Source organism: Bradyrhizobium sp. STM 3561 (genome assembly GCF_045571455.1).
Classification (GTDB): Bacteria; Pseudomonadota; Alphaproteobacteria; order Rhizobiales; family Xanthobacteraceae; genus Bradyrhizobium; species Bradyrhizobium vignae.
Window position 1 is genome coordinate 7328424 of the sequence record NZ_CP120695.1, and the last position, 17887, is coordinate 7346310.

Annotated in this window: 15 protein-coding genes; 11 read left to right on the top strand and 4 right to left on the bottom strand. The window is 62.5% G+C overall.

The features are described 5' to 3' along the window. The 6 genes from P6U28_RS34710 (at position 1) to P6U28_RS34735 (ending at position 8170) form a co-directional block, all read left to right on the top strand. Positions 1-2142 (top strand): GumC family protein, encoded by a 2142-nt coding sequence (locus P6U28_RS34710; protein WP_407120656.1) that lies wholly within the window; start codon positions 1-3, stop codon positions 2140-2142. Further along, complete coding sequence (locus tag P6U28_RS34715) at positions 2139-3293, top strand: glycoside hydrolase family 5 protein (protein ID WP_244607834.1); 1155 nt, start codon at positions 2139-2141, stop codon at positions 3291-3293. Before P6U28_RS34710 ends, P6U28_RS34715 begins: the two co-directional genes overlap by 4 nt. A 57-nt stretch (positions 3294-3350) precedes the next feature. Next, a complete protein-coding gene (locus P6U28_RS34720; RefSeq protein WP_209295466.1) occupies positions 3351-4910 on the top strand; it encodes a hypothetical protein in 1560 nt (519 codons plus the stop codon). A 323-nt stretch (positions 4911-5233) separates the two neighbouring features. Further along, a complete protein-coding gene (locus P6U28_RS34725; RefSeq protein WP_407120657.1) occupies positions 5234-5911 on the top strand; it encodes an aminotransferase class V-fold PLP-dependent enzyme in 678 nt (225 codons plus the stop codon). Positions 5912-5943: 32 nt separating this feature from the next. After that, on the top strand, positions 5944-7365 hold the full coding sequence (locus P6U28_RS34730; RefSeq protein ID WP_122400721.1) for an IS1182 family transposase: 1422 nt from the start codon (positions 5944-5946) through the stop codon (positions 7363-7365). A 91-nt stretch (positions 7366-7456) separates the two neighbouring features. After that, complete coding sequence (locus P6U28_RS34735) at positions 7457-8170, top strand: aminotransferase class V-fold PLP-dependent enzyme (RefSeq protein ID WP_407120658.1); 714 nt, start codon at positions 7457-7459, stop codon at positions 8168-8170. Between the two features lie 29 nt (positions 8171-8199). Here the strand turns inward: P6U28_RS34735 and P6U28_RS34740 are convergent, their stop codons facing one another. Both P6U28_RS34740 and P6U28_RS34745 read right to left on the bottom strand, forming a co-directional pair. Then, positions 8200-9222 (bottom strand): LLM class flavin-dependent oxidoreductase, encoded by a 1023-nt coding sequence (locus P6U28_RS34740; protein WP_122405989.1) that lies wholly within the window; start codon positions 9220-9222, stop codon positions 8200-8202. Positions 9223-9563: 341 nt separating this feature from the next. Further along, entirely contained in the window at positions 9564-11081 is a 1518-nt protein-coding gene (locus tag P6U28_RS34745; RefSeq protein WP_407120659.1) for a PAS domain S-box protein, read from the bottom strand. A 403-nt stretch (positions 11082-11484) separates the two neighbouring features. Between P6U28_RS34745 and P6U28_RS34750 the strand changes: the two genes are divergently transcribed. The 5 genes from P6U28_RS34750 (at position 11485) to P6U28_RS34770 (ending at position 15870) form a co-directional block, all read left to right on the top strand. Continuing rightward, complete coding sequence (locus P6U28_RS34750; protein WP_407120660.1) at positions 11485-12759, top strand: SDR family oxidoreductase; 1275 nt, start codon at positions 11485-11487, stop codon at positions 12757-12759. After that, positions 12759-13238 (top strand): DUF2269 domain-containing protein, encoded by a 480-nt coding sequence (locus P6U28_RS34755; RefSeq protein WP_122405987.1) that lies wholly within the window; start codon positions 12759-12761, stop codon positions 13236-13238. Before P6U28_RS34750 ends, P6U28_RS34755 begins: the two co-directional genes overlap by 1 nt. Positions 13239-13515: 277 nt before the next feature. Next, on the top strand, positions 13516-14829 hold the full coding sequence (locus tag P6U28_RS34760) for an adenylate/guanylate cyclase domain-containing protein (RefSeq protein ID WP_407120661.1): 1314 nt from the start codon (positions 13516-13518) through the stop codon (positions 14827-14829). Positions 14830-15194: 365 nt separating this feature from the next. Beyond that, the gene (locus tag P6U28_RS34765; protein WP_122405984.1) at positions 15195-15410 is read left to right on the top strand and encodes a dodecin family protein; all 216 of its coding nucleotides are present in this window, start codon (positions 15195-15197) and stop codon (positions 15408-15410) included. Between the two features lie 160 nt (positions 15411-15570). Beyond that, the gene (locus tag P6U28_RS34770; protein WP_122406971.1) at positions 15571-15870 is read left to right on the top strand and encodes a hypothetical protein; all 300 of its coding nucleotides are present in this window, start codon (positions 15571-15573) and stop codon (positions 15868-15870) included. 525 nt (positions 15871-16395) lie between these two features. On the opposite strand, the gene P6U28_RS34775 is transcribed toward P6U28_RS34770, so the two are convergent. Further along, the gene (locus tag P6U28_RS34775) at positions 16396-16617 is read right to left on the bottom strand and encodes a hypothetical protein (RefSeq protein ID WP_129144565.1); all 222 of its coding nucleotides are present in this window, start codon (positions 16615-16617) and stop codon (positions 16396-16398) included. Positions 16618-16968: 351 nt separating this feature from the next. Next, positions 16969-17559: a PAS domain-containing protein gene (locus tag P6U28_RS34780; protein ID WP_164937038.1), complete on the bottom strand. Its 591-nt coding sequence runs from the start codon at positions 17557-17559 to the stop codon at positions 16969-16971. Positions 17560-17887 lie beyond the last annotated feature (328 nt).

The following is a 17887-nucleotide window of genomic DNA, read 5'->3' on the forward strand; positions in this document are numbered from 1 at the left end:
ATGGCGTTCGGTAGCCGCGCATCTCCGCGAAGCATCGCCCCGACGGAGCAAGCGGCTTCGTGGGAAGCACCGCGGGCTGCGAAGGCGAAGCCTGACGGCACCGGGCCGGCACTGATCAAGGGATCGCTGACGGTCTCCGGCACGCTCGCCTTTCTGCGCGAGAACGGCCGGCGCATCCTGACGCTGGCCCTCGCGCTGTTCGCCCTCGGCGTCGTCGTTCTGATGGTCCTTCCGGTCCGCTACGCCGCGACGGCTCTGGTCGTGCTCGATCCGCGCGAGCTGCGCGTGACCTCGGATCAGGACGTGCTGCCCGGCATCGGCCAGGATGCCGCGGCGCTTCAGAGCCAGATCGAGATCGCCAAATCCGACGGATTTCTCCGCCCCTTGATCGAGCAGCTCAAGATCGCGGACGACGAGGACGTCGCGGGCGGCTATAGCGACATGACGCGCCTGCTCGAGAAATTCCGCAACCGCCTCGAGATCACCCGGCGCGGGCTCACCTACGTCATTGCGATTTCCTTCACCTCGAACCGCCCGGACCGGGCCGCCTATTACGCCAATGCCATCGCCGAGGCGTTCGTTGCCAGCCAGGGCCGCGTCCGCACCGAGGCGACGGACGAGGCCGCCGACTGGCTGAAGGACCGGCTGAAGACGCTGAGCGAGCGCCTGCGCGCGTCGGAAGACGCCGTCGCTGCCTTCCGTCTCGAGCACAACATCGTCAATGCCGGCAAGGAATCCACCACGCAGCAATTGCGGGTGACCGACCTCACGCAGCAGGTCTCCGCCGCCCGCGCGCGCACCGAGGAGGCCAGGGCGCGCTACGAGCAGGCGCAGCGCGACGTCAAGGCCAATGTCGAAGGGCCGGTGAAGCAGGACCTCCTGAGCATGCTGCGCGCGCAGCGCTCGGCCCTGAACGATCAGATCGCGCAGAAGAAGGCGGTGTATGGCGACCGCCATCCCGATCTCGCGATCTCCTACAGCCAGCTGGCGGACATCAACCGGCAGATCGAGATCGAGCGGAAGAAGAACATCGACACGGCCAGATCCGAATACGAGGCGCAGCTGGAGCAGCAGAACGCGCTGGAAAAGCAGCTCAAGGCGGTCGAGACCAAGATGCTGGTCGACGGCCAGGCGCTGGTGAAGCTGCAGGAGCTGCAGCGCGACGCCGATGCCAACAGGAACATCTACGAGCAGTTCCTGTCGCGGTTCAAGACCACCAATGAGCAGCGTCAGTTGCAGGCGTCCCAGACCAAGATCGCTTCGATCGCCATTCCGCCGCTGCGTTCGACGCGTCCGCCGCTCGCCTTGCTGCTCGCGGCACTGGCGATCGGCTCGCTGTTGACCTCCACCGCCGCCGTCGCAGTGACGACGAGCTTGTCGGCCGAAAAGCCCGAATCCGTTCAGGCGCCTGGATCTGTGGAAGCGGAGGAGGCGCTCGTCCGGGAAGTCCAGCGTCCGGCCGCCGCGCACCGGGCCGAGGCGCTGCCAAGCCTTCCTGTCTGGGCCCGCATTCCCGAGCTGGCGCCAGGGGCCGGGACCAACACTGTCTGGCAAAGACCGATCACCACGGCCGCCGAACTCGATCTCAGCCTCCATCTGCGGCCGCTGCTCGAACGCATCGACCGTGTGCCGGTGCGCGGCTGCAAGGTCGCGCTGGTGTTGTCGGTCGGCAAGAGCGCAGGCGGCAACACGGTTGCGTGCTCCCTCAATCGCGCCGCCGTGAATCGGGGCATGATGAGCGTGCTGATCCGGCTCCAGCCGGAATTCGCAGGCCACCAGCCGCCGGTGACCGAATGGCACGACGGCTCGACCACGGCGGGGTTGCAGTCGATCGACGAGCTCCTGAGCGCCGGCCGCAAACCCGATGCGAGGCCCGAGGACGATATTCGTTCGGAGTTCGACCTGATCATCGTCCACGCCAGCAATCTCGCCTTGCAGCCCGACGCCATCGCCCTGGCCGCGCACGCGGACCTGATCGTCCTGGTGGCGCGCGCCGGCGAGCTCGGCTCGTCCGCGATGCGCAGGGTGACCGCAGCGCTGTCGAAATATGCGGCCGTGCCGACCGGCCTCGTCGTCAATCATGTGCCCGCCGGTGCGGTGGCGCCTCACCCCGAGGGGGGCGCATTGGGTCTTGCGGTTTGACGACAGCATCGCGCCGCCGTCTGCTGATCGCGGCCATGCTGCTGTCGATCTCATTCGGCCCGCCGGTCTTCGCCGACAATTGCGTGTCCTTGCCGTCGACGGTCGCGCCGGAGAGGCTTGCTGCGCTGTCGCGTGGCTTCAATGCCGACGGCTGGATCAACGGTGCGCCGCCAAGCCGCGCGTTGCTGCAGCAGCTGCGCAGGGCGGGCATGAGTCATGTTCGCTTACCGGTGCCGGCGGAACGGGTGATGCCGCGCTTTGCCGCGAAGGCCGAGCGCGAGGCGAGCTTGCGCGTGCTCGACAGCGCGTTGAAGCAGCTCGCCTCGCTCGGCTACTCCACGTCCGTCGATCTTCATCCCGGCGAGCGCTTCAACCGTCTGCACAAGGATGATCCGGCTGCGGCGATGGGCGAGATGCAGGAGGCCTGGCGCGCTCTTGCAGAGGTCATTCGATTCCATCCTGCCGATCGCGTCTTCGCCGAGCTGCTCAACGAGCCCGATGTCGAAGCCGAGAGGTGGCAAAGGGAGGTCGAGGCGCTGGCCGCCTTCGTCCGCCGGCTGCTCCCCGCCACCACCCTGATCGTCGGTCCGGTCAACTGGCAGCGCGCGGATTCGCTGGCGGGGTTTCGTCCGCTGGCAGACCCCGACGTCGTCTACGCCATCCACTTCTACGATCCGATGGTGTTCACCCACCAGGGCCATTGGGATGAGCGGGATCCGCTGCACGACATCCGCGACCTGCCGTACCCGATCAGTGCCGCAGATCCCGCCGTGCGGGCGCTTCGCCGGGACTTGCAGGACAGAAGCGCGACCAAGGCGCTCGGCATACTCGACACCGCGATTGTGGCCGCCAAGGACAAGCCGGGCGCCGATCGCTGGCTCGCGCCTGCCTTCGCCTGGCAGCAGCAATTCTCACGGCCGATCATCGTCAACGAATTCGGCGTGCTGAAAGCCGCTGCGCCCAGGGAGAGCCGGTTGCGCTGGCTGGCGGAGGTCACGGCCTATGCCCGCGAGCATTGCTGGGGCTGGGCGCATTGGGAGCTGGCGCAGGGTTTTGGTCTGGTCGACGCCGCTACCGGCAAGGCCGATCCCGACGTGATGCGGGCGCTGCTCGGCGCGTCCCGAGCTCCCGCCGCGCGCCGCGATCGTTAACGAAACTTTACGCATCGCCCGGCTACCGTGCTCCTGCGCGATGATGAGGGACGATTGATGAGCGCCGGGTACTCACCGCAAGGTCGGAGTATGCAGGCCGGACCATCGCCGCCGGCCTGGCGCGAGCTGGTCCCGACCTTCTGCATCGCCACGGCAACGATCGGCTTTGCGCCGGTTCTGCACCTCGCCAATCCGGCGCTGGCCATCACCGTCGAGGTCCTCATCGGCATCGCCATCGTCGTTGCGGTCCCGACCTATGCGCCGGCCGTCGCGATCTTCGTCCTGTTCTTCCAGAATCTGTTCGTCTCGATCCTGTCGCCGCTGGTCCCGCTCCCGTCCGATCTCGACTTCATCAAGGGATACAATTTCCTCGTCTGCTCCGTCATGTGGCTGGCGACGTTCGCTCTGTACGTGCTGGGCCGGAGGAAGCAGTCGAGCGACGTGAACAGGATCATGCGCTGGGGTGTCGCCACGCTCGCCGTGGTGTCGCTGTATTTCGCGATCGGCTTCGGCCAGAACGGACAGGCCGCCGCGGTCTATCTGCGCAACATCGTGCTTCCTTTATTTCTGTTTCAGGTCTCGCTGCTGACGGCGGCGACCTATGAAGTGCGCATCACGCCGTTCCTGGTGACGCTCGCGGTCATCCTCATTCTGTGCGGCTACGTCGAGCTCGCGTTCCGGGACGTCTGGCTGGCCATCACCAACGGTCATGCCTTCTGGGGCTTTGACGAGCTCAAGGCGACCCATTCGGGCGTCTGGGAGGCCCAGATGCGCGCCACCGGAAACGTGCCCGTCGACCTGAAGGACCGTTTCAGCTTCGACTTCCTGAACACGCCTCTGCTCGAAGGATTCGGCCTGTCGAAGATGCTGCGTATCCACGGCCCGAACATGCATCCGATCAGCTTCGCCTACGGGATCGGCTTTCTCGCCCTGTTCCTGTTCTCGGTGGGACGTCCATTCCTCGCCCTCGCGGCCTTGCCGCTCCTGGTCTTTTGCAGCGTGAAGGGAGCGCTCATCGTGGTGATCTTCGTGGCCGCGGCCTGGATGTCGACCCGCCTGCTCGGCGCCGTGGTGACGCTGTTGCTCGGCATCCTGGGCCTCATCGCGTTCGCGATTCTCGCGATTCGCGTCGGCCTGCAGATCGGCGACTATCACATCATCGGTCTCATGGGCGGCTTGAACGGATTTGTGGAGAGACCGCTCGGCCGGGGTCTCGGCGTCGGCGGCAATTTGTCGGAGAGCTATTTTTCGATCGATTGGGGCGCCGCGCAGGCGGCCGGGACGATTGACGGCGCGGTCGAAAGCGCGATCGGCGTCCTCCTGTACCAGATGGGCATCGCGGCCTTCGTGCCACTGGCCTTCTATTCCGCGATGGCCCTCAAGGCCTGGCGCCTCTACGCATCGTCAGGCTATCTCACACAGGGCCTCGCCGGCTTCGGCGTCATGGTCGTGCTGCTCAATGGATTGTTTCAGGAAGAGGCCTTGTTCGCGCCTCTCGCGCTGGGCCTGATGCTCTCGCTCGCTGGCCTCGTCATCGGCAGCCATGTGAGGATGCAGACGGTCGCCGGCGAGGAAGCCGGGCTCGAGCAGATCACGCGCTACCAGCCCGTGACATAGCTCGGCGCTCCCAAAGCATGATCCGGAAAAGTGTGCAGCGGTTTTCCGAACAGATCATGCTCAAACAATAACCTGAAGCGCGATGGTGATTCATCCTGATTCCATCGCGCTTTAGTGAAGCCCGACATTGGCCGAGCCGTCCCGATCATCGCATTGTCATGCTCCGGTCATCCTAGCTGCATCGTCCGTTGCTCTTTTCGCCGCGCGCCAGGGCCTCTTCCATTTCGTTGACATCGAAACGGGGCCCTGGATGATCGTTTGACGCGTTTTCTTGATGCGAGCCGGACGCCACGTCGCTCGAAAACGCTCTGGGGAGAGCTGACATGCAACTGATCAAGACGATTTCGGCTGACCGCCGCTCGATGCTCAAGGGCCTCGCGGCAGCAGCGGTGGCGCCGCTTGCGGCACCGGCTTTTGCCGCCGAGGGCCTTCCGGCGCAGCCGGCCGGTCCGGCGGCCGCTGTCGCCACCGACAAGGCCTATTGGGCGGCCGTGAAGGGGCTCTATTCCGTCACGCCCGATGTCGTCAATTTGGAGAACGGCTATTGGGGCATCATGGCCGAGCCGGTGAGGCGCGAGTTCATCCGCCAGTCCGACATGGTCAACTATCAGAACACCTATTATGCGCGGCTGCGTGCGGGTACGGATTTCGAGGCCGTGCGCGCCAAGGTGGCGGAAGCGGTCGATGCCGCGCCCGATGAGATCGCGCTCACCCGCGGCGCGACCGAAGCGCTGCAGCTCCTCATCGGCGGCTACAACAGGCTGAAGCGCGGCGATTCCGTGCTCTACGCCGACCTCGACTATGATTCGATGCAATATGCCATGAACGCGCTGAAGGCGCGCCGCGGCGTCGACGTGGTCAAGTTCGACGTGCCGGAGCCCGCGACGCGCCAGGCGGTGCTCGACGCCTATGCCCGCGCCATCGAGGCGAACCCGAAGACGAGACTTCTGCTGCTGACCGATACTGTCGAAAAAGGGCTTGAGGAGCCGAGCGAACAATGATTCCTGCTCAGGAGGCGGCAGGAGAGTCGGCGATGATGGGGCGGCAGGACCGAGATCAGGGGCAACTCTTTTATGAGTTTAGCCTCGACGAGATGATCCCGACTGACCACCTGTTGCGACGGATGAACCTGTTTGCGACGGCGGTTCTGGCCGATTTGCACCACCAGCTAAAGCCCTTTTACAGCGACATCGGCCGGCCCTCGGTTGATCCCGAGCTGATGATCCGGATGCTCCTGGTCGGTTACTGTTATGGCATTCGTCATGAGCGCCGGCTCTGTCAGGAAGTGGCGCTGCACCTTGCGTATCGCTGGTTCTGCAAGCTCGATCTCGACGACAGGGTTCCGCACCATTCGACGTTCTCGGTAAACAGGCTGGGCCGCTTCCGCGAGAGCGAGATCCTGCGCCACATTTTCGAGCGCGTGGTTGTGGCATGCATGGCCGCGGGCCTTGTCAAGGGCGAAGGGTTCGCGGTGGATGCGAGCGTGATGGAGGCCAATGCCAGCCGCTATCACGGCAAAGCGCCGGGCGAGCTGGACTGGACCGATGCGCAACGTCAGAAGCGTGCCGTGGCCGAATATCTTGCCGGACTTGAGGCCGAAGCGCAGGTCCAGGAAGGCGGGGACAGGGGCGCTGGCGGTTCTGATGGGACGCCGACCGCATCGTCCGATCGCAAGCCACCGAAGGTGATCTCGCCTTCTGATCCGTCGTCGGCATGGACGGCGAAAGCCAACAAGCGGGTGCAGTTCGGATACGGGCTCAACTATCTGATCGATGTTGAGCACGCGATCATTGTCGATGTCGAGGCGACGCCGGCACGCACCTATGATGAAGTCGCGTCTACCAGGACGATGATCGATCGCACCGAACAACGGCTTGATCTAAAGCCTGATTGGCTCACGGCTGATACCGCCTACGGCACCGGCAAACTGCTTGCATGGTTACTGGGCAAAAGCATCACGCCGCACATTCCCGTGTGGGAAAGATATCCGTCGTCTGACGGCATGTTCTCCCGTGGCGAATTCACCTACGACGCTGAGCGAGACGTCTATGTCTGTCCGAATGGCAAGCTCTTGCGAACCTCGGGAACGGTCCATGATGGCCGCGCCAGGAACTACCTGTCACAACCTCAAGAGTGCCGTGCTTGCACGCTCAAGCAACGATGCACGCGCGCACCGTTCAAGAAGATCGCTCGCGACATTAATGAGGATGCGCGCAACCATGCCCGGTCACTGAAGGGCACGCCGGAGTTCGAACGATCGAGCAACGCGCGCAAAAAGGTGGAGATGCGTTTTGCACACCTGAAGGTCCAGCATGGCTTTGAGCGTATGCGCCTTCGCGGTCTCACCGGCGCCCGTGACGAGTTTCATCTCGCTGCCATTGTGCAGAACCTCAAGACAATGGCGATGTGTTTGGTCGGCCCGCCAACAAAGGGAGCCTGTGCGGCGATCACCTAAGAGGCTCGCCAGCTGGTCGCGGGGCCTGCCGATCCGGCTCTGACGTCCAGCCAGGAACACGCCGAAAACGCCCCCGAGAGCAAAACCAACTATGCCACGGCGTTTTTCGACAGCATCGACCCATGTCAGCCATCGCACCGGCTTCGTCATGCCGGTCGCCGAGATCGCACGCATGGCGAAGGCCAAGGGCATCGACGCCATCGTCGACGCCGCCCATTCCTGGGGCCAGATCGACTTCCGGGTGAGTGAGCTCGAGGCCGATTTCGTCGGCTTCAATCTGCACAAATGGATCGGCGCGCCGCTCGGCGTCGGCTTCCTCTACATCAGGAAGGATCGCCTCGCGGCCATCGATCGCGACATGGGCGACGAGGATTTTCCGCAAGAGGACATCCGCTCGCGGGTGCATACCGGCACGGTCAATTTCGCCACGGTGCTGACGGTGCCCACGGCCGTGGCGCTGCATCAGCAGATCGGCGCGGCGGCGAAGCAAGCCCGCCTGCGCCATTTGCGCGACCATTGGGTGAGCCGCGTCCGCGGATTCAAGGACATCGAGATCCTGACGCCGGATGAAGCCGGCTCATATGGCGCGATCACGTCCTTCCGTCTTGCCGGCAAGACTGGCAAGGCCGACAACGAGGCCATCGTTGCGAAGCTCCGGGACAGCCACAAGATCATGACGGTGCGCCGGGCGGGCGTCGCCAGGGGCCAGTGCATCCGTGTGACGCCGGCTCTCTTCACCGACGAGACCGATCTCGACCGCCTCGTCGAGGCGCTGGCCGTCATCACGGGGACGAAGACGGGGTGAGAGCGGGGAAGGGCATCCTTCCCGTTATTTCACCGCCACCCCAGCGCCGGGGCCACATGCGTCAGGATCGCCTCGATCGCATGCGCGCAATAATCGACCCCGAGCTGGTTCGGAATCGTCAGCAGCAGCGTATCTGCTTCCGCGATCGCCTCGTCCTGCCGCAACTGCTCGATCAGCACATCCGGCTCCGCCGCATAGCTTCGGCCGAAGATCGCGCGCGTGCGCGGGTCGATGAAGCCGATCTGGTCTTCGCTTCCGCGCTCGCCGCCGAAATAGCCGCGGTCGCGATCGTCGATCAGCGCGAAGATGCTGCGGCTGACGGACACGCGCGGCTCGCGGGCGTGGCCCGCCTCCTTCCACGCGGCACGATAGGCGCGGATCTGCGCGGCCTGCTGCACGTGAAAAGCTTCGCCGGTTTCGTCGTTCTTCAGCGTCGAGCTCTGCAGGTTCATGCCGAGCTTGGCCGCCCATACGGCGGTCGCGTTCGAGCCGGCGCCCCACCAGATCCGTTCGCGCAAGCCCTGCGCATGCGGCTCCAGGCGCAGCAGCCCCGGCGGATTGGGGAACATCGGCTGCGGATTGGGCTCGGCAAAACCTTCGCCACGCAGGAGGTCGAGGAAGACCTCGGCGTGGCGCCGGCCCATGTCGGCATCGCTCTGGCCCTCTGCCGGGCGATAACCAAAGTAGCGCCAGCCGTCGATCACCTGCTCGGGCGAGCCGCGGCTGATGCCGAGCTGCAGCCGGCCACCGGCGATGAGGTCGGCGCTTCCCGCGTCCTCGACCATGTAGAGCGGGTTCTCATAGCGCATGTCGATCACGGCCGTGCCGATCTCGATCCTGCTGGTCTTGGCGCCGACGGCCGCGAGCAGCGGAAAGGGCGAGGCGAGCTGGCGCGCGAAGTGATGCACGCGGAAATAGGCGCCGTCCGCCCCTAACTGTTCCGCGGCGACGGCCAGCTCGATCGATTGCAGCAGCGTATCGCTGGCCGAGCGCGTCTGGGATTGCGGCGAGGGCGTCCAGTGCCCGAAGGAGAGGAATCCGATCTTTTTCATCGCGCCAAGGTAAGCATGATCACGGGAGTTTGCGATACCTCGCCCGGAGGAAAGTTGGGCAGACTGGAAAGGCGTGGACTCGCGAGGGCGGCTTCTTGGGGGGAAGCGGACCTAAGCAGACAGCGCCATCATTTCGCACCTTTCTGAGACGTGCGTGACGAACGGAACGTCCGCTTCGCGCCGACGGCGGACGCTCCCCGCTCTGACACGCGAACGAACTCGCCGATCCCGTTGCGCTGCTCCGGCAGGTGTGATCGAAGGACCACGCGTCCGTGGCGTGGATGGATTTGAGGTCGTGGGCTCCGGCCTGCGCAGCGCTCGCTCATGAAAAGCGACGTGGATCACCCCTGTTCCGAAGGCAGACTAAACAGAAACGCGGCCCCCCGCGGTTCATTCGCACGCGTCCAAAGTCGTCCTCCGTGCGCCTCGATGATCGATTGGCAGATCGACAAGCCCATGCCGGTGCCATCCGGCTTGGTGGTGTAGAAGGGCTCGAACAGGCGGTCAACCAATGCCCCGTCAAGTCCGGGACCGTTATCCCGCACGGCGACGACGACGCGACCCGAGGCATCTTCAGCCGTGCTGATCCGCAGCTCCCGTCCGCCAACGTCGAGGCAGTTCATTGCCTCGATCGCGTTGAGGATCAAATTCAGAACGACCTGCTGCAGCTGGACGCGATAGCCTTTCACGAGCGGCAAGCCCGGAGCGAGGTCGGTCTGGATCGAGACATCATGCTTGAGCAGCTCGCTCCGGGCTATGGTGATCACGTCCAGGATTGCACCATTGATATCGACGCTCTCCTTCGGTGCCGGAGTTTTCTTGATCAGGGAACGGATCCAGCCGATGATCTCGCCGCCTCGGTTGGCTTCCGCGACGATGGATGCGAGCGCCTGCCGTGCCTTTTCGAAATCCGGAGGTTGCGTTTCCAGCCAGCTGAGTGCGGCTTCTGCGTTGCAGAGCGTCGCGGTGATTGGTTGGCTTAGTTCGTGTGTCACCGAAGCCGTGACCTGGCCCATTGCCGCCGCGCGGTTGGCGCGGGTTAGTTCAGCCTGCATCTCGCGTAACGTCTCGGCGGTTCGCTTGCGTTCGGTTATGTCGCGGCTCAGACAAATGATCTGTGACCGGCCGCCTTCGCAGAATTCCCGCATACGGATTTCGACGGGAAACACAGTGCCGTCCTTTCGGCAATAGCGACTCTCGAGCGTAGCGATGCCGCCGGCCTTGAGGCGGTCGCGGTTGATCCGCCAGGCCGCTTGATCCATCTGCAGATCGAAGAAGGAGGCAGTTGCCCCGACCAGTTCGCCCCGGCCGTAGCCGAGGCTTTCGCAGGCATTTCGATTCACGTCGAGAACGCGACCGTCTTCGCTGTGGAGCATGAACATGTCGGTCGCGTGGTCCACGAAGGTACGGAAACGGGCCTCGCTCTCGATCAGCGCCTGTTCGGCGCGCTTGCGCTCCGTGATGTGGCGCCCGACACCGCGGTAGCCCATGAAGTGCCCGGTGTCGTCGAAGATGGGCAGCCCGGAGACGGACACATAACGCTTGCCGCCGTCGGGCGTCGGCCGCGCGAGCTCGAAATCGCGAAACGGAAGGTGGGCATCGAGTATCTCCCGGTGCTTGCGCCAGCCCTCTGCGTCAGGTTCCAGATAAGGGACCTCCCATCGTGTCCTGCCGATTTCGGAGACGGGCGGCTCGGCAAGTGTCTCAGCGAACTCCTGGCGGATGAAGCGATGCTGCGCGTCAGTTTCCCAGTACACATCGAAGGAGAATTGCACCAGCGTGCGAAAGCGCTCCTCGCTCTCGCGCAGCGCCTCCTCGGGGCGCTTGCGCTCATTCGAATCGAGCGCGACCGACGGCACTTGAATCGGATGTTGCATGATCACCTCTTGCTCACGAGCGATGGATCAGTCGAGGCACTTCTTCTACCGGAGTGCGGGCCCGTCTCTTGCCCGGAGTGGCAAACAGCGCTGGCGATCGCTACCGATGCACGGCGGGCCGAACCTGGCCTCGCAGCGCCCAATGATCGGCCAGGAATATGCCTCGTGACGATTATACTGACGTATACGGGCCGTCCCTGGCCGCCGCGACGGCCCACCCCGCGCGCTGAACTCCGGTTCCATCAAATGCCAAATGAGCAGCCGCTCTCCTCAATTCACCAGTTCCACTGCGAGGAACGATCGCACCAGCCCCGCTTTATTCGTCTGCATCTTCAGAGTTTGATCGGCGGTTCGCGCTACCCCGCTGCCGGTCAAGGACGAGTCAATGCGCATCCTTCTCGTTGGCGGTACAGGACTTGTTGGATCGGCAATCTACGCGCGGCTGTCCTCCGAAGGGCATGAATGCACATTGGTGTCGCGCCATCCGGCGGCTGCGCCCGCCACGCGCCATATCACCCTGGACGTCGCTCGGACCACCGATCCGTCGAGATGGAAGAGACTTCTTGCAGGCATCGATGCCGTCATCAACGCGGCGGGAGCCTTGCAGGGACAGGACATTCAAGGCGTTCACGTCGCCGGCAGCGCGGCGCTTTATGCGGCATGTGAAGGCGTGGGCGTGCGCCGCATCATCCTTTTCTCGGCAATCGGCAGCAATCGCGGTGCCCTGACCGATTTTTCCCGCAGCAAGCAGGAAGGCGAAGCCGCCTTGATGGCAAGGGATCTCGATTGGGTCATACTGCGGCCTTCCGTCGTCGTGGGCCGGCCCGCCTATGGTGGCAGCGCGCTGTTGCGAGGTCTGGCGTCGCTCCCGATCCTGCCCGTCATGCCCGACACCGCAGCTGTTCAACCCGTGCATCTCGACGACGTGGTTGAGACGGTGGTGTTCTTCCTGCGACCGGGCGCGCCCTCCCGCCTCGCACTTGATCTGGCGGGTCCAGCGCGGATGGCCTTCAGTGACGCGGTGGCGCTGTTTCGCGGCTGGCTGCGCTGGAGGCCCGCTTACCGCCTGCACCTGCCGGCTTGGGCGGCCTCGGCCGCCTATCGCGCGGGTGACGTCGCGCAGATGCTGGGTTGGGCAACACCCATCAACACGACCGCGCAGGCAGAAATGCGACGCGGCGCGACCGGCGATCCCGAGCCCTGGCGTCAGCTTACCGGCATCAGACCGCGCGATCTCGAAGTCGCGCTCGCACGCGAACCCGCCTCGGTGCAGGAACGCTGGTTTGCCCGGCTATATGCGCTCAAGCCGGCAATATTCGCCGTCTTCAGCCTGTTCTGGATCGTCACCGGTATCATTTCGCTCGGCCCGGGCTGGGAAATCGGAATCTCGTTGCTGCGGGAAGGCGGGCTCCCAGAAAAGGGCGCGGCCCTCACCGTCCTCGCAGGCGCGCTCGCCGACATCGTCATTGGCCTTGCTATTCTTTGGCGGCCTCTGTGCCGCTATGGGCTGTGGGCAGCACTGATCATCTCGCTGACCTACGTCGTGATCGGCTCGGCGCTGGTGCCGCGGCTGTGGGCCGAGCCGCTTGGGCCAATGCTGAAGATCTGGCCGGTGCTGATGCTCAATCTGGTCGCCATGGCGATCCGGGAAGATCGCTGATGCTCTATCTCCTTGTTAAGATGGTGCACATCATCGGTGCTGCAGTCTTGCTCGGCACGGGTGCCGGCATCGCCTTCTTCATGCTGGTGGCACATCTGCGCGGAGACCCGCGCGAGATCGCCGGGGTTGCGCGGACCGTCGTGCTGGCCGACTTTCTGTTTACGGCGAGTGCCGTGATCCTGCAGCCCATCACTGGCACATGGCTCGCATGGTCGAGCGGGTATTCGCTTCGGGATGGCTGGATCGCGGCGTCCATCGCGTTGTATCTGGTGACCGGCGCCTTCTGGCTGCCGGTGGTGTGGATGCAGATGCAAATGCGCGATCTTGCCGTCGGTGCGGTCGCGACCAGCACCAAGCTGCCAGCCGGTTATCATCAGCTCTTCCGTTGGTGGTTCGTCTTCGGATTCCCGGCGTTCGCAGCCGTTCTGGTGATCTTCTGGCTGATGATCGCCCGCCCAGCTATTCCGTACTGGGATTAAATCGACTGCCATTCTAGGATTGAAGGCGTTCCACCAGCCGGAGGAACGAAGATGAGGTCCGGCGGCCCGGGCAATGAGTCATGTCCGAGATGGGGCACAAGCGCCGTTCGGAGGTTGGCCGGTCATTTCCGGTCTAACTCCCTGAGCCGACAACGCGGAATGCCGCGCGAACTTTGCATTCGGGCCAACAGGCGACACTGCGGACTTGCTGCTTTTCAATCGTCGGGTCAGGCTTCAGAATAGGCAGGGTAAATCCGGTCAAGCAGTGAGGACACCAATGCAACCGGCTACGCAATACGCCAAAAGCGGTGACGTTCACATCGCCTACCAGTTGTTTGGCAGCGGCCCGGTAAATCTGATTATGGTTCCGGGGTTCGTGTCGAACGTCGAGAATTATTGGGACGAGCCCGATCTCGCTCGCTTTTTGACCCGTTTGGCTAGCTACGCCCGAGTGGTAACTTTCGACAAGCGCGGGACCGGCATGTCGGATCGCGGCGGAGAGCTCCCCGGCTTGGACCAGCGTATGGATGATCTTCGAGCCGTCATGGACGCCGCCGGCATGGAGCAAGCGGCACTCTTTGGGATATCTGAAGGCGCGCCGCTGTCGGTCCTGTTTGCCGCAACCTATCCCGACCGGTGTCGCGCGCTGATACTTTACGGCAGCTTTTCACGATTTTCCTACTGGTTTCCGACCAAAGAGGCACTCGAAGCGTTCTTCGGCTACGTTGAGCAGGCATGGGGTACGGGCGGAAGCGTGCAGAAATTCGCGCCTTCGCGCGCAAACGACGCCGCTTTTCAACGCTGGTGGGGCCGCAACGAGCGTCTTGGTGCCAGCCCCGCCGCCGTGAAGGCTCTCATGAGCATGAACAGTCAAATTGAAATCAGCGGCATTCTTCCGGCCGTTCGAGTACCAACCCTCGTGATTCACCGGACTGGAGACAAAACTGTTAGTGTAGAAGGTGGGCGCGATGTGGCGGCGCACATTCCTGGAGCCCGTCTTTTTGAGCTGCCCGGAAGCGACCACATCTTCTACGTGGGAGAAAACGCAGACGAAATTTTCGATGCGATCGAAGAATTCTTAACTGGCTCAAGATCTCCGGTCTCGGTTGACCGCGTCCTCGCCACGGTTCTCTTCACCGATATTGTAGGCTCAACCGAGAAAGCCGCTGCACTTGGCGATCAACGCTGGCGCGACCTTCTCGACGGCCATCATGCGACGATCCGGCGCAACCTCGCGCGCTTTCGAGGCCATGAAGTGAAAACGACTGGAGACGGTTTTCTCGCCACCTTTGACGGCCCAGCCCGCGGTGTTCGCTGCGCTTGCGCTATTGTCGAGGAAATGAGACCGCTTGGGATCGAGGTCCGTGCTGGGCTTCATACAGGCGAGTGCGAAATGATCGGTAGTGATGTTGGCGGTATTGCTGTTCACATAGGCGCGCGGGTCGCCGCGCTTGCCGCCGGCAGCGAGGTTTTGGTTTCGAGCACAGTCAAAGATCTGGTGGCCGGCTCTGGTTTGCGCTTCAACGATCGGGGCACCCGCTCACTCAAGGGTATCCCCGGTGAGTGGCGCATCTATGCAGTGGAGCGATAGAGACGCCTATCGGCGTTACATGGTCTGCAATGGGTTCAAAAGCACCGCTTCGAGTTGGTAGTCCGTGAGGTCTCGGCACACGCCAGAGTCAGCCGTGCTGCTGATGCTTCCGCGGTGCCATCGCGTCATGGATCAGAACCTTAGCGGCAATGACGACGTTGGCGTGCAAAATTACACTCGGGATCCAGCCGCGTTGGTCCGGGCTGAAAATGTGAACGTAATCCACGACAGGACAACCCGAGTTCTTCTTTGGGTCGAACAGGAAAGTGACAGCCAATCGGACCCTTTCCGCGGCATCCCCGAGACGTATCAGAGTCGAGATCCTGGTGCTAGACTTCCTGCTCCTACCGATTAGGAGGACGAACATGCCCGATAGCGTCTACAAGGTCATAGAACTGGTCGGTACCAGCACCGACTCATGGGAGAAGGCGGCCGCTAATGCGGTCGACCAAGCTGCCAGATCTCTCCGGGATCTTCGCATTGCAGAGGTCGTCAAGCTCGATATGCAACTGGATGACAAGGGAAAAGTCGAGGCCTATCGCGCCAAGCTCAACGTATCGTTCAAGTTCGAGGGCTCCTGAGCCTCAGTACCTCGCCCCTTCCCGGGCGAGGATGACTCGTTGGAAAAGGCGCATTGCGATCCGCCCAACCGGACGCCGTGGCCCATCCCGGAAGTTGGCACTAGTCCGACTAAGACCGAAATGGTTTGATGCGAAGGGGCGTATGGCGCGTGGTGACTCCATGTACATGGTCATTCGCAAGTACAGCAAGGTTCGTTCGGTAGCGGACGCCGCTCGTCGCGCTAAGAGCGGCGTTGGTGAGATCCTAAGGCAATCGCACGGATTCAGATCTTATCATGTGCTGGATGCGGGCGATGGTGTCGGTATCGCCGTGATGATATTTGACGACCGCGAAAGCGCCAACGCAGCGAACGCCAAAATACTGGCATTTGTTCAAGCCAGTCTACCTGACCTCGATCTTGGAGTTCCTGAAATCGCTGCCGGCGAGGTTTTGGTAAACATAGAGCCTAATGGGTCCTGAGGCATCAAGTGGCCGAATACGCTGCCTGCTGCATGGCCTGCCGCCCGCTCATGACGCAGTCAACCTGACCCGCATCGCGTTGGCGACGATCGCGCCTGGCACCGGCGTTTGCCGGCAAAGACTTTGCGACTGCGCATATTTTTCAAGGAGCACACGGACATGAAGCAACACACCTCCGAAGCATTTTCCACTGCAGCGGTCGGCCGGACACTACTCATGCTGACGCGCATCGTGATGCCACCCAGGGATCCCGACGAAGACGAGGAGGAAACGGTCACGGCACCAAAGTTGCGGAGGAGATGCTCACGGGCTTTGAGCACAATCTAAAGACACTGCGTGAGCATCGAGAGATAGTCGTCAGAACGATTGAGCAGATCGACAACGGGCTGGCTTGATCACTCGACCTTACAAGGTCCGACCGAATCGGTTCCTTCTTTACCCATGCGGAGCCAACACCGACGGCCCATTGATGAGGTTGCCTTGAAGTCCCTCGTCGGCCTCCTCGATGGCCCTAACGATGAGTTCTCAGTGTTCGCGCATTACTTGGAGATTGGCCTCGAATACCCGCAACGTTTCCTCCGCGAGCTTCGTGTCTTGACCGTCGCGTCGTAGGTTCTCGGTCAAGGCCACTTGCTCTTCGATCACGCGTTCAGCTTTCGCTACGTGTTTGTTGGCAATTGATAGCTGTTGCCGCTCAAAAGATTGCCGCTCCTGCGCCTTCCTTTTTCTATCGACAGCTGCTTGCATCCGAAAGCCATCAGGCTGCTGAGGTGATGGTTTTTTGATCTCGTGCTGCGGGGTCTTTGGAATGTGGGGTCGAGGATTTTCCGAAGCACTTTGCGGCCCAGCGCAATACAATAGCCGCGCGTCCCGACGCCAAGTGACGAGCATCGTGCTCTTTGTCGAGAGACGAGAGACGGAAAAAGCGGAGACCTGGCAACACCATCCCGGCGTTCCCTGTGACAGGCGGAAGCGCGACCAGGTCCCGTTGCCAGGACGCAGAACCGCCGGCGACAAGGGCAGCTGGGGGCGGGGGCCAATAACGGAAATTACTGGACCGGCGGGAGATCGCCCCGGTTTGACCAGATCAAATCGAAATCATATTGGCTTCAACAACCTCCTAGAACGCACATAGTCCATTTCGGCGCGGGCTCTCAAAATGGCTTCCTGCGTTTTCCTTATGGTCTCTCCCGCTTCCAAAATTGCCTTATCGGCTCTTTGCAAGAGGTCTAAGAAACGTGCGTCTGAGCTCGTCCGAACGGATGCGGTCGCGTTGGTCTTTCGCATCAGAACGGCTGCGGTCGCGTCGGTTACATGATGGACGAGCGCGACTATCGATCCCTTTTCATCCACCACAGGCCAGTTTTTCGGAAGCCAATAGCGCACCTGCCAAGGCCGTCCGTCTGGTAGGATATCATACCGTTGCAGAGGCATCACGTGCCCGCGCCCTTCGTGGAGCACCTTCTCAAATGATGCGGCCAGATTACTTACCCCATCCGCGAGTGCGACATGCGGGTTGTCGGGAAATGCATCGAACATGTGCAGGCCAGCCAGCGCGTCCCGCGTACGCAATACCTCTCGAAGATAGCTCTCATTGGCATCCACTATCTTCAAGTCCGGCGTGAGCAACAGTACCGGGACAGGGGAATGCTCGAACAGCCGATGCCACGCGTCTTGTGCTTCAGCCATCAAAGCTTCCGGGGACCGGAAGTTCGGTTGCATAGTTCTCATATCTTTGGCTCGTGATTTCCGGGCAAAATGCCGTGCTCGGAAAGTAAGCCGTCGCAAACCCTTTGTGAATGGGTGGAACCATTGCGCCGCGCGGCGTTCCCTAAAGCATGATCCGGAAAAGTGCGAAGCGGTTTTCCGGAAGATCATGCGCAAAACAACAGCCTGAAGCGCGATGACGATTCATCCAAATCTCATCGCGCTTTAGAAGTGGCGGCGGCCTTGCGCCGGGCTACGCTGGGCTTTTGCGATGCAAAAAGCTATCTCACAGGGCGCGAGCCAATGTTGA